Origin of the sequence: Streptomyces sp. NPDC048473 (assembly GCF_043200155.1) — a bacterium.
GTDB lineage: Bacteria > Actinomycetota > Actinomycetes > Streptomycetales > Streptomycetaceae > Streptomyces.
This window is the reverse complement of the sequence record NZ_JBICXE010000005.1, coordinates 380,770-397,729: the sequence shown is the minus strand read 5'-3', so window position 1 is coordinate 397,729 and position 16,960 is coordinate 380,770. Positions and strand designations below refer to the sequence as shown.

At 69.4% G+C, this 16,960-nt stretch carries 14 protein-coding genes and 2 tRNA genes; 9 read left to right on the top strand and 7 right to left on the bottom strand.

Annotation, left to right across the window (positions count from 1 at the left end; translation table 11 throughout):
• The first annotated feature begins 97 nt into the window (after positions 1 to 97).
• The 3 genes from ACGFU7_RS12275 to ACGFU7_RS12265 all read left to right on the top strand — a co-directional run bounded on the left by ACGFU7_RS12275 (position 98) and on the right by ACGFU7_RS12265 (position 3,334).
• Entirely contained in the window at positions 98 to 1,240 is a 1,143-nt protein-coding gene (locus tag ACGFU7_RS12275) for an SDR family oxidoreductase (RefSeq protein ID WP_393694823.1), read from the top strand.
• 100 nt (positions 1,241 to 1,340) lie between these two features.
• Positions 1,341 to 1,802 carry a molybdenum cofactor biosynthesis protein MoaE gene (locus ACGFU7_RS12270; protein WP_393694821.1) on the top strand — a complete coding sequence of 154 codons (462 nt, stop codon included), beginning with the start codon at positions 1,341 to 1,343 and terminating at the stop codon, positions 1,800 to 1,802.
• A 443-nt stretch (positions 1,803 to 2,245) separates the two neighbouring features.
• The gene (locus tag ACGFU7_RS12265; protein ID WP_393694819.1) at positions 2,246 to 3,334 is read left to right on the top strand and encodes a PDZ domain-containing protein; all 1,089 of its coding nucleotides are present in this window, start codon (positions 2,246 to 2,248) and stop codon (positions 3,332 to 3,334) included.
• A 30-nt stretch (positions 3,335 to 3,364) separates the two neighbouring features.
• On the opposite strand, the gene ACGFU7_RS12260 is transcribed toward ACGFU7_RS12265, so the two are convergent.
• Positions 3,365 to 3,934, bottom strand: a complete 570-nt coding sequence (locus ACGFU7_RS12260; RefSeq protein WP_393694818.1) for a PPA1309 family protein — start codon at positions 3,932 to 3,934, stop codon at positions 3,365 to 3,367.
• Positions 3,935 to 4,062: 128 nt separating this feature from the next.
• Here ACGFU7_RS12260 and ACGFU7_RS12255 point away from each other — a divergent pair, with 128 nt between their 5' ends.
• From ACGFU7_RS12255 to ACGFU7_RS12240, 4 genes are all read left to right on the top strand, one after another.
• A complete protein-coding gene (locus tag ACGFU7_RS12255; RefSeq protein WP_393694929.1) occupies positions 4,063 to 7,002 on the top strand; it encodes a UPF0182 family protein in 2,940 nt (979 codons plus the stop codon).
• A gap of 52 nt (positions 7,003 to 7,054) precedes the next feature.
• Positions 7,055 to 7,128, top strand: a tRNA-Met gene (locus ACGFU7_RS12250).
• 213 nt (positions 7,129 to 7,341) lie between these two features.
• Positions 7,342 to 9,486 (top strand): tetratricopeptide repeat protein, encoded by a 2,145-nt coding sequence (locus ACGFU7_RS12245; RefSeq protein ID WP_393694816.1) that lies wholly within the window; start codon positions 7,342 to 7,344, stop codon positions 9,484 to 9,486.
• Positions 9,487 to 9,565: 79 nt separating this feature from the next.
• Positions 9,566 to 9,639: transfer RNA gene (locus tag ACGFU7_RS12240), tRNA-Met, on the top strand.
• A 63-nt stretch (positions 9,640 to 9,702) separates the two neighbouring features.
• Here ACGFU7_RS12240 and ACGFU7_RS12235 read toward each other — a convergent pair.
• The 4 genes from ACGFU7_RS12235 to ACGFU7_RS12220 form a co-directional block, all read right to left on the bottom strand.
• Positions 9,703 to 10,842: an ABC transporter substrate-binding protein gene (locus tag ACGFU7_RS12235; protein ID WP_393694814.1), complete on the bottom strand. Its 1,140-nt coding sequence runs from the start codon at positions 10,840 to 10,842 to the stop codon at positions 9,703 to 9,705.
• A gap of 33 nt (positions 10,843 to 10,875) precedes the next feature.
• Positions 10,876 to 11,745: an ABC transporter permease gene (locus ACGFU7_RS12230; protein ID WP_393694812.1), complete on the bottom strand. Its 870-nt coding sequence runs from the start codon at positions 11,743 to 11,745 to the stop codon at positions 10,876 to 10,878.
• On the bottom strand, positions 11,742 to 12,545 hold the full coding sequence (locus ACGFU7_RS12225; RefSeq protein ID WP_393694810.1) for an ABC transporter ATP-binding protein: 804 nt from the start codon (positions 12,543 to 12,545) through the stop codon (positions 11,742 to 11,744). Before ACGFU7_RS12225 ends, ACGFU7_RS12230 begins: the two co-directional genes overlap by 4 nt.
• A gap of 198 nt (positions 12,546 to 12,743) precedes the next feature.
• Entirely contained in the window at positions 12,744 to 13,163 is a 420-nt protein-coding gene (locus ACGFU7_RS12220; RefSeq protein WP_393694808.1) for a Fur family transcriptional regulator, read from the bottom strand.
• Positions 13,164 to 13,323: 160 nt separating this feature from the next.
• Here ACGFU7_RS12220 and ACGFU7_RS12215 point away from each other — a divergent pair, with 160 nt between their 5' ends.
• Positions 13,324 to 14,775, top strand: coding sequence for a catalase (locus ACGFU7_RS12215; RefSeq protein WP_393694806.1), 1,452 nt, complete (start codon positions 13,324 to 13,326; stop codon positions 14,773 to 14,775).
• A 73-nt stretch (positions 14,776 to 14,848) separates the two neighbouring features.
• Here ACGFU7_RS12215 and ACGFU7_RS12210 read toward each other — a convergent pair whose 3' ends face one another.
• Together ACGFU7_RS12210 and hisN are read right to left on the bottom strand one after the other, a co-directional pair.
• Complete coding sequence (locus ACGFU7_RS12210; RefSeq protein WP_393694804.1) at positions 14,849 to 15,253, bottom strand: cyclic nucleotide-binding/CBS domain-containing protein; 405 nt, start codon at positions 15,251 to 15,253, stop codon at positions 14,849 to 14,851.
• A 164-nt stretch (positions 15,254 to 15,417) separates the two neighbouring features.
• Positions 15,418 to 16,218: a histidinol-phosphatase gene (hisN, locus tag ACGFU7_RS12205; protein WP_393694802.1), complete on the bottom strand. Its 801-nt coding sequence runs from the start codon at positions 16,216 to 16,218 to the stop codon at positions 15,418 to 15,420.
• 122 nt (positions 16,219 to 16,340) lie between these two features.
• On the opposite strand from hisN, the gene ACGFU7_RS12200 reads away from it, so the two are divergent.
• Positions 16,341 to 16,955: a TetR/AcrR family transcriptional regulator gene (locus ACGFU7_RS12200; RefSeq protein WP_393694800.1), complete on the top strand. Its 615-nt coding sequence runs from the start codon at positions 16,341 to 16,343 to the stop codon at positions 16,953 to 16,955.
• The last annotated feature ends 5 nt before the right edge of the window (positions 16,956 to 16,960 follow it).

The following is a 16,960-nucleotide window of genomic DNA, read 5'->3' as shown; positions in this document are numbered from 1 at the left end:
AGTGCTCCGTCGGCTCCCGGCCTGCGGCAGGATGGACGCCACCTGGTACGTACGCGTCATTCGGGTACGTACTGAAGACAACCGCTGGAGACGCCCGGTGAGTTCCCCAGATCCTCAGGTTCGCGCAGCGCGAAACCTGTCCGACCCCTCGACCGAGAACAAGCCCGCAAAGAGCCGCTCCAGGAACCGTGGCCCCGTCGTCGCGGTCACCGGAGCCGCGGGGGGCGTCGGTGAGCTGCTCACCGCACGCCTCGCGGCATCCGAGGAGATCAAGCAGGTCATCGCCATCGATGAACGCCGCGGAGAGGTCTCCGAGGCGACCTGGCACATCCTCGACGTACGGGATCCCGCCATCGCGGAGAAGCTGCGTGGCGCAGATGTCGTCGTGCATCTGGCACTCGATCTCGATCTGGAGACCGACCCCGCCGCCCGCACCGCCTACAACGTGCGCGGCACCCAGACCGTGCTGACGGCCGCCGCGGCCGTCGGGGTCCACCGGGTCGTGCTGTGCACCTCGGCGATGGTCTACGGGGCGCTGCCCGACAACGACATCCCGCTCGCCGAGGACGCCGAGCTGCGCGCCACGGCCGAAGCCACCGGCGTCGGCGACCTCCTGGAGATCGAACGGCTCGGCCGTCGCGCGCCCCGCGCCCACCCCGGACTCAATGTGACCGTGGTCCGGCCCACCGTCCTGGTCGGCGGTACGGATACCGCACTGACTCGCTACTTCGAGTCGCCGCGCCTCCTGGTCGTCGCCGGATCGCGCCCCACCTGGCAGTTCTGCCATGTCGAGGACCTGGTCACGGCCCTGGAGTACGCCGCGCTGGAGAAGATCGACGGCGAGTTCGCGGTCGGCTGCGACGGCTGGCTGGAACAGGAGGAGGTCGAGGAGCTCAGCGGCGTCCGCCGGATGGAACTGCCCTCCGCCGTGGCACTCGGCGCCGCCGCCCGGCTGCACCGGATCGGCCTCACCCCGTCCCCGGCGGGCGATCTGGCGTACACGATGCACCCCTGGGTGGTCAGCGTGAGCCGGCTGCACGACGCGGGCTGGCGCCCGAGCTGGACCAACGAGGAGGTGCTCGCCGCGCTTCTCGAAGAGGTCGAGGGCCGGCACACCGTCGCCGGACGCCGCCTCGGCCGCAAGGACGCCACCGCGGCAGGTGCCGCCGGTGCGACCGTGGCGCTGCTCGGCACCGCCGCCCTGGTCCGCCGCGCCCGCAAGGCCCGCCGCCGGATCTAGGGGGCTGCGGGACGTCTGTAGAAGGCTCCAAGGCCAGGAGCGGCCCGCCGGTGGAAAACGCTATTCCACGATGTCGGTGCGGTACGGCACCATGGGCCCCATGGCTCCCACCCACGACCACCCCGGCGAGCAGGCGGCAAGCGACCCCATCCGGCTGCTGGCGATTCGCGACACGCCGCTGTCGGTCGACGAGATCTTCCGGGCGGTCGGGGACGACGCCGCGGGCGGCACGGCGCTCTTCGCGGGCACGGTGCGCAACCACGACGGCGGTCAGGACGTCGGTGCGCTCGGGTACTCCTGCCACCCCTCGGCGCAGGACGAATTGCGCCGGGTGGCCGAGAAGGTCGTCGCGGATTTCCCTGTCCGGGCGCTGGCCGCCGTCCACCGGGTGGGTGACCTCCAAGTGGGCGACCTCGCCGTGGTCGTCGCCGTTTCCTGCCCGCACCGCGCGGAGGCGTTCGAGGCGTGCCGCAAGTTGATCGACGACCTCAAGCACGAGGTTCCGATCTGGAAGCACCAGCGTTTCTCGGACGGCACCGAGGAGTGGGTCGGCGCCTGCTGAGCGCAAGCCGATCGGGTGGTCGTCCGCCTCGATTTGCGTAACCGCACCCCTGCCGTGAGCGTTGGTCCTGCAGATGGTTAATCTGCTGATAGGTCAGTTGCGGTCGCTCATGGGGTAGGGAGGTCGTAATGGCAGCACTCGCTTGGTTGCTGATTCCGCTTTTCGCTGCACTCGGTGCTGCGATATGGGGAACCTGGGCCACCCGTAATCGCACGGCCGGTGATGTCTCAGAACTCGCCGGGTACGCCAGGTTCCGTGAGGCGATGGAGAAATCGGACTCCGGTTCCGATGTTGTCTGACCCTCCGCCGAACGTACGCAGTCGCCAATCCGCACAGCGGTGCCGGCTGCCGACGCCCTCCGGCACAGCGCCATGCCCGGCTCCCCGCCCCGTGCGGACCGGCCCCGACGGTGCACTGACAGACCCTTCCCGTACTGTCGTTCCATGCCACGCCGCACCGCGACGATGCTCGCCTCCACGCTGATCCTCATCGCGCTGCTCTGCGCAGGCGTGCTGATTCCAGTGCCGTATTCGGAGATGTCTCCCGGGCCGACCGTGAACACCCTCGGCAAGGTCGAAGGCGAACCGGTCCTGCAGATTTCCGGGCACAAGACGTACCCGACGTCGGGCAACCTCAATATGACGACGGTCAGGGTCACCGGCGCCGACTACAACATGAACCTCGTCGAGGCCGTCTACGGCTGGCTGGCCCACGACAGCGTGGTCGTACCGCACGACACGCTCTACCCCGACGGCAAGACCGAGCAGCAGTCGACGCAGGAGAACGCCGAGGAGTTCAGCCAGTCCCAGGAGAGCGCCAAGGTCGCCGCCCTGACCGAGCTGGGCATCCCGGTGTCGTCGCGCGTCGTGGTCTCCACGGTCATCAAGGACAGCCCCGCCCAGGGCAAGCTGCACGCCGGTGATGTGATCAAGCAGGTCGACGGCAACGCGGTCAATCAGCCCGAGGACGTCGCGAAGCTCGTCACCCGCCACAAGCCCGGCGAGGACGTCACGTTCACGATCATCCCGACGAAGACGGCGCAGGCGGCCGAGAAGGCCGGCAAGGAGCCCGAGGGCAGCCGGAAGATCGTCATCACCACCGCGAAGGCACCCAAGGAGAACCGCGCCATCGTCGGCATCCAGGCCGGGACGGACCACACGTTCCCGTTCCGGATCGACATCAGGCTCGCCGATGTCGGCGGCCCGAGCGCCGGTCTGATGTTCTCCCTGGGCATCATCGACAAGCTGACGCCCTCAAAGCTCACGGGCGGCAAGTTCATCGCGGGCACCGGCACGATCGACGACAAGGGCAAGGTCGGCCCGATCGGCGGCATCAACATGAAGCTGGTCGGCGCGCGCAACGCGGGCGCCCGGTACTTCCTGACGCCGAACGACAACTGCAAGGCCGCCGCCTCCGACACCCCGAGCGGACTCACGCTGGTGAAGGTGAAGACGATCGACGACGCGAAGAAGTCGCTGGAGAAGATCCGCGCAGGGGACACGGCCGGCCTGCCGAGCTGCTCGGCAGGCTGACCGCGCCCCCTCGGCGGGGACGCGGCGGGGTCAGGCCTCGAAGGTCGCGGCCAGTGCGTCGGCCAGCCCGGGCACCAGGCCGGCGCCGGTCCGCACCTCGCTCGGGGAGTCCTTCTCGCGGAGCCGTACGGCCGACTCGCGCGCACCGTCCCGCAGGACGGCCACGGTCATCCGCACCTCCTGGCGCTCCGGGTGTTTGGCGACCCACTTGGTCAGCTGGGCATCGCTGAGCCCCTCCGGCACGGAGGCCTCGGCGGACGGCGGCAGCATCAGCCGCTCCACCGTCATCGCGCATCCGATCACTGCGTCGGGCCAGGCGATCGTGGCGAGGAACTCGTCCAGGGCGGTGCCCGGAGGAAGCTCCTCCTGCTCGATGGGGGTGAGTGAGGCGGTCGGGGAGTCGGAGCTGTCGAGACCGAGCTGGGCAGCGAGGCCGGGCTCCTGGGTCCGCAGCCGGGCGGTGTCGACGAGGGCGAAGAGCCGGGCCGGCTGGTCCCAGCCGAGGCCGGAGACGTACTCGTCGATTTCGAGCACGGCGACGGTGAGGGGGCTCGCGGCCATCGGGGGGCCTGAGGGGGAAACGTTGGACATGGCCAACATCCTGCCTCCTTCCGCCCCGGGAACGGGAACTAGGTAAAGCCTCAGTAAGTTGCATAGGTGGGCTCTACGATCGCTGGGCCCGCTTCACACGACCCGCGAACTTCGAGGTGCGCACGTTGGCTTTCCAGATGCCGGACCGCGGCGGAGGCCCGACCGGGCCACGGATCAGAGTCGGCCGCCCGTCCCGGCGCGCCCGTACCCTGCTCATGACACTGGGCGTCCTGGCGGTTCTCGCCATGGCGTTCGTCATGTTCGCCGGGTTCTGGACGGACTGGCTCTGGTACCGGTCGGTCGCGTATTCGTCCGTCTTCACCACCACTCTGTGGACCAAGATCGGGCTGTTCCTCGTCTTCGGACTGCTGATGGCGATCACCGTCGGCCTGAACATCTGGCTCGCGCACCGGCTCCGGCCGCCGCTGAGCGCGATGTCGCTGGAGCAGCAGAGCCTGGACCGCTACCGGATGAGCCTCGCCCCGTACAAGAAGTGGGTGCTGCTCGCGATCACCGCGCTCGTCGGACTGATTGCCGGAGCATCCGCCTCCGGTCAGTGGCGTACCTGGCTGATGTATGTGAACGGCGTGGCGTTCAACCAGAAGGACCCCCAGTTCCATCTGGACGTGTCCTTCTACGCCTTCGACCTGCCCTGGTACCGCTTCCTGCTGGGCTTCGGCTTCGCGGCCACGGTGCTCTCGCTGATCGCCGCCGCGCTGACCCACTATCTGTACGGCGGACTCCGCATCACCAGCCCCGGCGCGCGGGCGACCGGCGCGGCCACCGGCCATCTGTCGGTGCTGCTCGGCGTCTTCGTCTCGCTGAAGGCCGTGGCGTACTGGCTCGACCGGTACGGCCTGGCCGTGAAGTCCAGCGACTTCAAGGCAACGGACAACTGGACAGGCCTGCGGTACGTCGACGCCAACGCCTACCTTCCGGCGAAGACCATCCTGTTCTGCATCGCCGCGATCTGCGCCGTGCTCTTCTTCGCGACGCTCTGGCGCCGCACCTGGCAGCTCCCGATGATCGGCTTCGGTCTGATGGTGCTCTCGGCGATCCTGATCGGCGGGCTGTACCCGGCGATCGTGCAGAAGTTCCAGGTCCAGCCGAACGAGCAGGCCAAGGAAGCGCCGTTCATCCAGAAGAACATCGAAGCGACGCGTGACGCGTACGACATCGACGACGCGCAGGTGGACGACTACTCGGGCAAGAGCACAACGAGCGACGACGCCAAGCTGCGCGCCGGCGCGGACGCTGCCGCCAGTTACCGGGTGATGGACCCCAACGTCGTCTCCCCGGCGTTCCAGCAGCTCCAGCAGAAGAGGAACTACTACCAGTTCCCCAAGACGCTGGACGTGGACCGCTACAAGGACGCCGCCGGCAAGGACCAGGACACGGTCATCGGTCTGCGCGAGCTCAACCTCGACGGCATCCCCAAGCGCAACTGGATCAACGACCACTTCACCTACACCCATGGCTACGGCGCCATCGCGGCCCGGGGCACGACGACCGGCAAGAACCCGAAGGGTTCCCCGGACTTCACCGAGTCCGGTCTGCCGACCACGGGTGAGCTCCCCAAGTACGAGCAGCAGATCTACTACGGCGAGAAGACCGAGCAGTACTCCATCGTCGGTGGGCCCCAGAAGGAGCTCGACTACGAGGAGGACGGCGAGAAGACCACCAGCTACCGGGGCAACAGCGGAGTCAGTCTCTCCAACGCCTTCAACCGCGCCGCGTACGCCGTGGCGTTCAGCGAGCCGCAGATCCTCTACTCGGGGGCCATCGGCGAGGGTTCGCGGATTCTCTACAACCGCACGCCCAAGGAGCGCGTCGAGGCGGTCGCACCCTGGCTGACCATCGACGGCGACGCCTACCCGGCTGTGGTGAACCACCGTATCCAGTGGGTCGTCGACGCGTACACCACCACCAACGGCTACCCGTACGCCTCGCGTACGACGCTCGGTGACACCACAGCCGACTCGCTGACCACCAACCAGCGTGCGGTCGTCGCCCAGCAGAACCAGGTCAACTACATCCGCAACTCGGTGAAGGCCACCGTCGATGCGTACGACGGCAAGGTCAAGCTCTACGAGTGGGACACCGAGGACCCGGTCCTCAAGACCTGGCGCAAGGCGTTCCCGGGGACCGTGCAGCCCAAGGCGGACATCCCGCAGGACCTCAGGGACCATCTGCGGTACCCGCAGGACCTGTTCAAGGTGCAGCGCGAGCTGCTCACCCGCTACCACGTCACGAACCCCGCCCAGTTCTACAGCGGCAGTGACGCGTGGCAGGTCCCGGACGATCCGACCAACAAGGAGTCCGGCGCCGTCCCGCCGTACTACCTGAGCATAAAGATGCCGGACCAGACAGCCCAGAAGTTCTCGCTGACGACGACGTTCACCCCGAAGGGACGGCCCGACCTCGGGGCGTTCATGGCGGTGGACGCGGATGCGGCCAGCAAGGACTACGGCACGATAAGGCTGTTGAGAGTCACCACCACGGTGAAGGGCCCGGGCCAGGTACAGAGTGAGCTCAACGGCAACGACGATGTCGCCGAGTTCGTGAGAAACCTCAAGGGAACCGACTCCGACATCGAGTACGGCAATCTGCTGACCGTGCCGCTCGAAGGAGGCTTCCTCTACATCGAGCCGGTGTACACGCGCGGTGGCACGCAGAACTATCCGCTGCTGCGCAAGGTCGCTGCCTCGTACGGGTCGAAGACCGTCTTCGAGAACAGTCTCGGGGAGGCGCTCAACTCGGTCTTCGGGGTGACGGACTCCGGCACCACCGAGCCGCCTGCGGAGACCACCCGGCCACCAGGCACCACACAGCCGCCGGCCACCGGTGACGCGGCGCTGAAGAAGGCGATCGCGGATGCGCAGAAGGCCTACGCGGAAGGCGAGGCGGCCCTGAAGAAGCCGGACTGGAGCGCCTACGCCAAGGCCCAGGCCGATCTGCAGGACGCGCTGCAGCGTGCGGCGGCCGCTCAGCCCAAGTCGGGCAGTGCGAATAGTGTGGGCAATTCGGATAGTTCGGACAACTCGAATAGAGCGTCTGATGCCGGCAGCGGTGGCTGAGTGACTCGGTAAAGGCTCACCCCCGCGTCGTGGTACGGTTTGAACACAACGACGCGGGGTGGAGCAGCTCGGTAGCTCGCTGGGCTCATAACCCAGAGGTCGCAGGTTCAAATCCTGTCCCCGCTACTGAAAGACGAAGGCCCGGATCCTTTCGAGGATCCGGGCCTTCGTCATGTCGCGACGACTTTCTTGTGCGGTGGGTGTGAAGTGCGGTTCGCGGGGCACGAGTTGAGCCCGGACGTGTTTGACTTATCTCTCTGTGGGCATGTCGACAAAACGCTGAAGTGACCTCACTGGCCGCGGCATACCAGGTGTACGCGGGTTGCAGGTGGTGCGACGATGGTATTTATGGGGGACAGGGCAACTCTGTTGGAGACAGGGCGGTTTGTGCAGCGTCGCGGTCATCGGCCGGATAGCGTGATGAATGCGGCTTTTGGTGTCGCCGCCGCGGAGAACAGCGAGACCACTGAAACCAGCGAGACCACTGAAACCGCTGAGATCATCGGGACGACCGAGACCGCCGAGACTGTGGGGTGTGCCGCGACCGTCGAGAGCACAGAGAGTGCAGAGGACACGGAGAGCGCCGGGGCCATTGAGGCTGCGGAGAGCCCCGAGACCCGGGAGAGTCCGGAGAGCGCCGAGAGTGAGGCGCGCCACCGTCGCGCCGCCGACGCCGGGGACACCACGTCGATGAGCGTCCTCGGCGCTCTGCTGCTGCGCCGCGGCGATCTGGACGGCGCCGAGTCCTATCTGCGTGCGGCCACCGCCGACGGCGACCGGGCCGCGGCCAACAACCTGGGCGTCCTCCTCCACCAGCGCGGATACACCGACGACGCGGCCGGCTGGTGGCGTATCGCAGCCGTCGCCGGTTCCGCCGCCGCCGCGCACGCCCTCGGCCGCCACTACCGCGAGCGCGGCGACGAGCCCGGCGCCGAGTACTGGCTGCGGCAGTCCGCAGAGCAGGGCCATGCGCTCGGCGCGTACGCCCTCGCCGACCTGCTGGAACACCGCAGCGACGTCGGCGCCGAGCGCTGGCTGCGCGCCGCCGCCGAGCAGGGGCACCGGGAGGCCGCGTACCGCCTCGCGCGCATGCTGGACCGCAACGCCGCCGACGACCCGCACGACGCCTTCGGCCGCCCGGGCCTGGGCCCGGCACCCGGCCCCGGACCCGGCGCGGGCGCCGACGGCCGTCCGGGTGCCGACGGCCGTCCGGGTGCCGCCGCCCGTTCCGCTGTGCGCAAGGACGACGGCCCCGTGGCGGGTCCGGAGGCCGGACGCGTGGGCGAGGCCGAGCAGTGGTATCGGCAGGCCGCCGCGCGTGGCCACCGGCGTGCCGCCCTGCACCTCGGCGCCATCCTCGAACAGCGCGGCGAGCCCAAGGAGGCCGGCCGCTGGTACCTCATCTCCGCGAAGGCCGGCGAGGCGCGGGCCGCCTGCGCGCTCGGCTTCCTGCTGCGTGACGCGGGCGACGAGGAGAGCGCCGCCGTGTGGTGGCTGCGCGCCGCCCAGGACGGCGACGGGAACGCCGCCAATGCCCTGGGTGCCCTGCACGCCGCCCGTGGCGAGCAGCAGACCGCCGAGCGCTGGTACCGCGCCGCCATGGACGCGGGCGACGTCAACGGCGCCTACAACCTGGGGCTGCTCTGCGCGGCCCAGGACCGTACGCCGCAGGCCGAGCAGTGGTACCGCCGCGCCGCCTACGCGGGCCACCGCGAGGCCGCCAACGCACTGGCCGTACTCCTGCTCCAGGCGGGCGACGCGACCGGCGCCGAGCCCTGGTTCTCCAAGGCCGCCGAGGCGGGCAGCGTCGATGCGGCCTTCAACCTCGGCATCCTGCACGCCGGACGCGACGAGGACCGTACGGCACTGGTCTGGTACGAGCGCGCCGCGGCGGCCGGCCACACCGAGGCCGCGCTCCAGGTCGGCATGGCCCTGCTGCACCACGGCGAAGAGCAGGAGGCCGAGCGTCATCTGCGCTGCGCGGCGGGCGGCGGCAGCGCCGAGGCCGCCTTCCGGCTGGCCGGGGTGCTGGACTCGCGGCAGCCGCCGCCCGGACCTCCCGCGCTCGGCGAGCCGATGCCGGAGAAGACCGAGTGCGAGGAGTGGTACGAGCGGGCCGCCGAGCAGGGGCACCGCCGCGCCCAGGTGCGGGTCGGGATGCTCGCGGCGGCCCGGGGCGACGTGGACAGCGCGGCCCGCTGGTACCGCGAGGCCGCCGAGTCGGGCAGCCGCAACGGCGCCTTCAACCTCGGGCTGCTGCTGGCCCGCGAGGGCAGCGAGCGCGAGGCCGCGCTGTGGTGGAGCCGTGCCGCGAACGACGGACACGGGCGGGCCGCTCTGCGCCTCGCCCTGCTGGCCGCCCGCCGCGGGGAGCTCACCGAGGGGCAGCGCTGGTGCGCGCGGGCGGTCGAGCTGGGCCCGGCGGAGGTCGCCGAGCGGGCTGCCCGGCTGCGGGAGGCTCTGCACCAGGAGCTCACCGCGTAGCAGCGCGCGGCGGCCCCGCACGGCCCGCAGGAACGGATTTGCGCTGGTCCAGGGCGTCACGTACTGTTGGGTTCAACGACGCGGGGTGGAGCAGCTCGGTAGCTCGCTGGGCTCATAACCCAGAGGTCGCAGGTTCAAATCCTGTCCCCGCTACTGAACGCAGAAGGCCGGATCCTTTAGAGGATCCGGCCTTCTGCGCATGCCCATGCGCGCGATTCAGAGCTTGTGGCCCACCGCCTCCGAGTACATCGCCCGGTCGACGGCCTTCATCTCCGGCACCGGGGTGCCCTTCGAGACGCCCGAATCGGCGTACGCCTTCTGGAGCCGGTCCGTCGTGCCCTTCCGTATCTCCCAGTCCATCCGCATCGACGGGGTCGACCGCAGTGTGGCCTCGTCGGTCTTCATCAGCTTCGCCAGCTCGGCGACGAACCCGGGATCGGCCTTGTAGTCGCCGGCGAAATAGGTGTTCACCGTCCGGATGTAGGCGCGGAGAAAGGCGACGCCCGCGTCCGGGTCCTTGTTCAGCAGCGTCGGGCCGAAGAGCAGGCCGCCGAGCGGTTCGCCGACGGGCTGGCCGCCCAGGAACGCGTACTTCTTGTCGCCGTCCACCTTGCGCCAGATCGGGTCGAGCAGCCAGGCCGAGTCCACGCCGCCGTTCTGCAGCGCGGTCAGCACATCCGCGGAACCGAGCTGCTGGAAGCTGATTTTGTCGAGGCCGCCGCCGTGCTTCTTCAGGGAGGTGTCCATCGGGTACGCGATCACCGAGCCCTTGCCGATCATCGTGCCCATCTTCCGGCCCGCCATCTCGACGTGATCGGCGCTCTCGCCGTCCTTGAGACGCACCCACAGGCCGCTCTTGGAGGTGGGGTCGGGGGAGAAGTTCCCTGCCACCCACTTGATGTCGAAGCCGCCGTTGATGCCGTTCATCACGGCCGCCTCGGGAGCCGCCCACTGGGCGTCCACATCGCCCTTGGCGAGCAGCGGCAGGGCGTCCGGGGTGGGCAGCACCTTCAGTTCGACGTCCAGCCCCTCCTTCGCGAACTCGCCCTTTGCCACCGCGACCTGGAGCGGAGCAACGTACTCCGCGCTCAGGGTGCCGGTGGCGACGGTGATCTTCCGCTTCTTCGCCAGAGGCTGGGCGGCCGGGGCGCCCTTGTCGCAGCGGGCCGGTTTCCGGTCGGGGGCGAGGTCGGCCGGGTCGGTCCAGCTGCCGGCGCCGCAGCCCGCGACGGGCTTGACGGTGCGCGGCGCGGCGGCTGCGCCGCTGTCGGAGTCGTTCCCGGCGCAGCCTGCCGCGCCGAGCAGGGATGCCGTGACGAGCACGACGGTGCAGGTGAAGGGGGTACGTGTACGCACAGTGCCTCCGTACGAGGAACGTGGGGGAGCCGTTCAGGGCTGGCTGCGGCCGCGGTCGCGCGGGGCCCATGGTGTGAGCAACCGCCCGGCGATCCGCACCACTTCGGAGAAGACGACACCGAGGATCGCCACACACACGATGCCGACGAACATCACGTCGTTCTGGAACAGCGCCCGGGAGTCGAAGATCAGATGGCCGAGACCGTCGGCCGCCGCGATCTGCTCGGAGGCGACGATGACCAGCACGGCCACCCCCGCCGCGATCCGCGCCCCGACCAGGACCGCGGGCAGCGACGCGGGCAGCAGCACATGGCGGAACATCTGCCAGGGCGAGGCGCCGAAGACCTGACCGGCGTCCCGGTGGCCGACCGGAACGGCGAGCACGGCCGCCATGGTGGAGATCCAGACGAAGAAGAAGACGGTCGCGGCGACCAGGGCGATCTGCGGTCCTTCACCGAGGCCGAACATATTGAGGAAGACCGGCAGGAGAGCCAGCTTCGGTACGACGTACAGGGCATCGAGCAACGGCTCCAGCGCTGCCCGTACGAGGGAGAGCGAGCCCATCAGCAGGCCGAGCGCGTATCCCGCGACGGTGCCGATCGCATAGCCGCCGAGGACCCGCTTGAGCGTGGCCCACACGTCCGGCCACAGTTCACCGGCGCCCGCCCGGCCCCAGCCGTCGGCCAGGATGGTGGAGGGGGCGGGGTAGACCCGGTCGTCGATCCAGGACTGTGCCGCGGCCAGCTGCCAGAGCAGCACGAGCAGCAGCGGTACGGCGACGGCGAGCGTGAGCTCCAGGGCGCGGCGCCTGCGGTGGGTGCGTACCGGATGCAGCTCCTGCGGGCCCGGTCTGCGGATCAGGACGCCGTCGCCGGGCTTCGTGGTGTTCACGGTGGTGGTCATGCCGGGACCGCCTCCCTGCGTACCTCGCCGCGCAAAAGTTCCCACAACTCGCTCTTCAGTGCGGTGAATTCGGTTGCCGAGCGGACCGCGCCGGTGCGCGGCCGGCCGAACGGCGGGCGGCGCTCGGCGATGATCCGCCCCGGTCTGGCCGACATCACCAGCACCCTGTCTCCGAGCACGATCGCCTCTTCGAGGCTGTGGGTGATGAAGAGGGTGGTGGTGCGGGTGGTCTGGGTGAGGTCGAGCAGCTCGTCCTGGAGGATTGTGCGCAGCTGGGCGTCGAGCGCCGCGAACGGCTCGTCCATCAGCAGCATCTCGGGTTCGACGGCGAGGGCGCGGGCGATCGCGACCCGTTGCCGCATCCCACCGGAGAGGGTGGCCGGATACGCCCCCGCGAAGTCCAGGAGCCCCATCCGGGCCAGCCAGTCGCGCGCCCTGGCGTCGGCCTCCTTGCGCGGTACGCGCTGGATGTCGAGGCCGAACCGGACATTGGCGAGCACGGTCTTCCAGTCGTAGATCCCGTAGTCCTGGAAGATCATCGCCGCCGGGCGGGGCGAGGCCGTACGGATGGACAGCTCGCCGGAGCTGGGGCGGAGCAGTCCGGCGGCGATCCTGAGCAGCGTGGACTTGCCGCAGCCGGACGGGCCGACGATGCAGGTGAACTCGCCCGGTGCGATGGAGAGATCGAGCGGGCCGAGGGCGGACAGGGCCTTGGCGCCGCGCCCGAACGAGCGGGTGAGCGCGTCGGCGCGGAGTTTGGGGCTGGTGGCTGTGGGTGGGGTCGGGTGCGGATCTCCCACGGGTCTCTCCTCGCGCGTATCGAGGTGCGGATCCGCCGCGGGGCGGACGTGATCGCCGCCGACGATATGACTACCCGTCAGATTCGGGAAGGGGGTGCGCGCGTGGTGTGGGCGGGGATGTGCTTTATCCCCTGCAGGAGTTCATGAGGAAGGTCCCGGTGCGCGTGATGTTCGCACCGGGGCCTTCCGCAGCAGGACTCAGGCCGTCGCGGAGCAGTTCGGGCAGATGCCGCGGTAGGTCACCTCGACATTGGAGACCGTGAAACCGAACCGTTCGTCGCTCGGGAGATCCGCCAGGGGGTCGCCCGCCGGGTGCACGTCGCGGATGGTGCCGCAGCTCGCGCAGACCAGGTGGTGGTGGGGGTGGTGTGCGTTCGGGTCGTACCGCTTGGCCCGGCGGTCCGTGGAGACCTCGATGACCTCACCGAGCGTCACCATCTCGCCCAGGGTGTTGTAGACGGTGGCGCGGGAGATCTCGGGCAGCTTGGCGACGGCCCGGGCGTGGACCTCGTCGGCCGTCAGGTGCACATGGTCCCCGTCGAGGACCTCGGCCACGACGCGCCGCTGCGCAGTCATGCGCCAGCCGCGTCCGCGAAGTCGTTCCAACAGGTCACTCATGAGAACAAGCCTAACAGTGTGGGGACCAGGTCCCGAACAGGTGTGACTTTGGATGTCTACTTGACTTGGACTAAGTCCATTGTAGGATCGGGATCGGCATACGCCAAGGACAGGCTGTGCAGGACATGACGAATGTGCAGGAACGACGCAGGAGGCGCACGTGACGCAGGGACCGCTCACCACGGAGGCCGGGGCGCCGGTCGCCGACAACCAGAACAGCCAGACCGCGGGCGTCGGCGGTCCGGTCCTGGTGCAGGACCAGTCGCTGCTGGAGAAGCTCGCGCACTTCAACCGCGAGCGCATACCGGAGCGGATCGTGCACGCCCGCGGCGCCGGCGCGTACGGCACGTTCACGCTGACCCGCGACGTCTCGCAGTGGACCCGGGCGAAGTTCCTCTCCGAGGTCGGCAAGCAGACCGAGACGTTCCTCCGCTTCTCGACCGTCGCGGGCAACCTCGGTTCGGCCGACGCGGTGCGCGACCCCCGCGGCTTCGCGCTGAAGTTCTATACCGAAGAGGGCAACTACGACCTCGTCGGCAACAACACCCCGGTGTTCTTCATCAAGGACGCCATCAAGTTCCCGGACTTCATCCACACCCAGAAGCGCGACCCGTACACCGGTTCGCAGGAGGCGGACAACGTCTGGGACTTCTGGGGTCTGTCGCCCGAGTCCACCCACCAGGTGACCTGGCTCTTCGGTGACCGCGGCATCCCGGCCACGCTGCGTCACATGAACGGGTACGGCTCGCACACGTACCAGTGGAACAATGAGGCCGGCGAGGTCTTCTGGGTCAAGTACCACTTCAAGACCGACCAGGGCATCAAGAACCTCACCCAGGACGAGGCCAACAAGCTCGCCGGTGAGGACCCGGACAGCCACCAGCGTGATCTGCGCGAGTCGATCGAGCGCGGCGACTTCCCGTCCTGGACGGTGCAGGTCCAGATCATGCCGGCGGCCGAGGCGGCCACGTACCGCTTCAACCCGTTCGACCTCACCAAGGTGTGGCCGCACGAGGACTACCCGCCGATCGAGATCGGGAAGCTGGAGCTCAACCGCAACCCGGAGAACATCTTCGCGGAGACCGAGCAGTCGATCTTCAGCCCCGCGCACTTCGTGCCGGGCATCGGTCCGTCCCCCGACAAGATGCTTCAGGGCCGTCTCTTCGCGTACGGCGACGCCCACCGCTACCGCGTCGGCATCAACGCCGACCACCTGCCGGTGAACCGCCCGCACGCCACCGAGGCGCGCACCAACAGCCGTGACGGCTACCTGTACGACGGCCGTCACAAGGGCGCGAAGAACTACGAGCCGAACAGCTTCGGCGGCCCGGTGCAGACGGACCGGCCGCTGTGGGGGTCCACCTCGGTCACGGGTGGGACCGGTACGCACGAGGCTCCGAGCCACGCCGAGGACAATGACTTCGTGCAGGCCGGAAACCTCTACCGGCTCTTCTCCGAGGATGAGAAGGCTCGGCTGATCGACAACCTCGCCGGGTTCATCGCCAAGGTGTCGCGCGATGACATCGCCGAGCGCGCGATCAGCAACTTCCGCCAGGCGGACGGCGACTTCGGCAAGCGTCTGGAGGCCGCGGTCCAGGCCCTGCGCGGCTGAACCGACGCCTGTCGTCGACGGTGGGCCGGTTGCCTCTTCGGAGGGGACCGGCCCACCGGTCGTTCATGGGGGCTCAGCCGACGAGTTCCGCGTGGTGGCGGCGCCTGGTGGGCGCCCAGCAGCGCAGGATGTCGCGGACCGAGACGATGCCGACGGGCCCGTGGTCGTCCAGCACGATCAGATGGCGGAACCCGCCGTGTGTCATGGCCTCCGCGGCCTCTTCCAGGGTCCAGGTGGGCGCGGCGAAGACCACATCGGTGGTGGTGTGGGTGGAGGCGGTCTCGGCATCGGGATTCAGACCGGAGCCGACCGCGTTGAGGATGTCGCGCTCGGTGAGAATGCCGAGCCCGCTGGTGTCCCGGTCGAGGACGACCGCGGCTCCGACGCGGCGGACCGACATCAGCCGGGCGGCCTGGCGGAGCGTATGGGTGGGGCCGATGGTGAGGACCAGCGTGCTCATGGCGTCACGGACGAGCATGAAGGGAGCCACCTCCTTCGTGAAGCGACTGCGTGAGCCGATTCACAAGTTCACAAGCGGGGGGACTCTCAGAGTTGCACCGAAACGGGACGGGAACAAGGGGGGACGAGATCATCCGAGGGGCGTGCGGAGGTGCGCGACGCCCCTCGGGGGCGTGATCCCGATCAGTAGCGCTGGTTCAGATAGCCCAGCAGTTCGTGGTGGAGCAGTCCGTTCGAGGCAGCCGCATTGCCGCCGCCGGGGCCGGACACCCCGTCCAGGCTGGTGAACTTCCCGCCCGCCTCCTGGACGATGATCGCGTTCGCGGCCATGTCCCAGAGCGAGAGCTCCGGCTCCGCGCAGATGTCGACCGATCCCTCGGCGACCATCATGTACGGCCAGAAATCCCCGTACCCGCGAGTACGCCAGCAGGCCCGGGTCAGATCCATGAACCCGTCGAGCCGGCCCTGCTCCTCCCAGCCACTCAGCGACGCGTACGCGAACGAGGCGTCCGCGATCCGCTCCACCTTCGACACCCGCATCCGGGTCGCGGACGTCAGGCTGCGGCCGGAGAACGCCCCCGCACCCTTCGCCGCCCACCAGCGCCGGTTCAGCGCGGGGGCCGAGACCACGCCGACCACCGGCTGGAAGCCCTCCTCACCGGCTTCCATCAGCGAGATCAGCGTCGCCCAGACCGGCACACCGCGCACGTAGTTCTTGGTGCCGTCGATCGGGTCGATGACCCAGCGCCGCGGGCCGGTGCCCTCGATTCCGAACTCCTCGCCCAGAATCGCATCGCGCGGGCGCGCCCGATGGAGGTGGCCGCGGATCAGTTCCTCGGCGGCCTTGTCGGCCTCGCTCACCGGCGTCATGTCCGGCTTCGTCTCGACCTTGAGGTCCAGAGCCTTGAACCGGTCCATCGTCGCCGCATCGGCGGCGTCCGCCAGCACATGGGCGAGGCGCAGATCATCGTGGTAGTCGGGCATGCCGTCACAGTATCGACCGCAGGTGAACAAGAGCTACAGGACCCCGCGGCCGCTCGAACCATTGACAGTCCCCGCAAGCGCGTCAACTCTGGGACGCAGAGCCCTTGGCGCGGGAGGCGACGATGCCCACAGCGCGAGACGCATTGCTGGACGCCGCCCTCTCGGCGCTGGTCGCCCTGCCCTGGTCGGCGGTGCGCATGGTCGATGTCGCGTCCGCCGCCGGAGTCTCCCGGCAGACCCTCTACAACGAGTTCGGCAGCAAGGACGGCCTGGCCCGTGCCCTGGTCCGGAGCGCCGCCGACAGTTATCTGGCCGGTGTCGAACGGGCGCTGGGATCAGCCGGCGGTACGGGAGACAGGCTGGCCGCCACCGCTGCCTGGACCGTCCGCGCCGTCCGAGCGAACGCGCTGGTCAGGGGGCTGCTCACGGGCTGCTGGGGTGAGCGATTACCCCGTCCCGTACGACCCGCGGCGCCGACCGCGTCGCTCGTGCCCGCCCAGCGGCGCGCCGATGCCGGGGCGCCGACGCCCGCCGAGCTGCTCGGCCAGGTCGGAGCGCGTGCGGTGGCCGCCCTCGACGAGGGCCGGCCACCGCACGACCCGGAGGTACTGGCCGCGACCTGCGAGATCGCGCTGCGGCTCGCACTGAGCTACGCGCTGGTGCCGGCTCCCCCGGGGACGGAGGGGGAGCCGGCACCGCTGGTGCGCGAGGTGGTGGAGTGGCGGCCGGCCGGGTGAACGCC

Bases quoted from the DNA above. Each gene is read 5' to 3' on its own strand.
- ACGFU7_RS12270 (WP_393694821.1), top strand. From the start codon at position 1,341: ATGGCTCCCACCCACGACCACCCCGGCGAGCAGGCGGCAAGCGACCCC.
- ACGFU7_RS12265 (WP_393694819.1), top strand. From the start codon at position 2,246: ATGCCACGCCGCACCGCGACGATGCTCGCCTCCACGCTGATCCTCATC.
- ACGFU7_RS12260 (WP_393694818.1), bottom strand. From the start codon at position 3,934: ATGTTGGCCATGTCCAACGTTTCCCCCTCAGGCCCCCCGATGGCCGCG.
- ACGFU7_RS12255 (WP_393694929.1), top strand. From the start codon at position 4,063: ATGCCGGACCGCGGCGGAGGCCCGACCGGGCCACGGATCAGAGTCGGC.
- ACGFU7_RS12245 (WP_393694816.1), top strand. From the start codon at position 7,342: ATGGTATTTATGGGGGACAGGGCAACTCTGTTGGAGACAGGGCGGTTT.
- ACGFU7_RS12230 (WP_393694812.1), bottom strand. From the start codon at position 11,745: ATGACCACCACCGTGAACACCACGAAGCCCGGCGACGGCGTCCTGATC.
- ACGFU7_RS12220 (WP_393694808.1), bottom strand. From the start codon at position 13,163: ATGAGTGACCTGTTGGAACGACTTCGCGGACGCGGCTGGCGCATGACT.
- ACGFU7_RS12210 (WP_393694804.1), bottom strand. From the start codon at position 15,253: ATGCTCGTCCGTGACGCCATGAGCACGCTGGTCCTCACCATCGGCCCC.
- hisN (WP_393694802.1), bottom strand. From the start codon at position 16,218: ATGCCCGACTACCACGATGATCTGCGCCTCGCCCATGTGCTGGCGGAC.
- ACGFU7_RS12200 (WP_393694800.1), top strand. From the start codon at position 16,341: ATGCCCACAGCGCGAGACGCATTGCTGGACGCCGCCCTCTCGGCGCTG.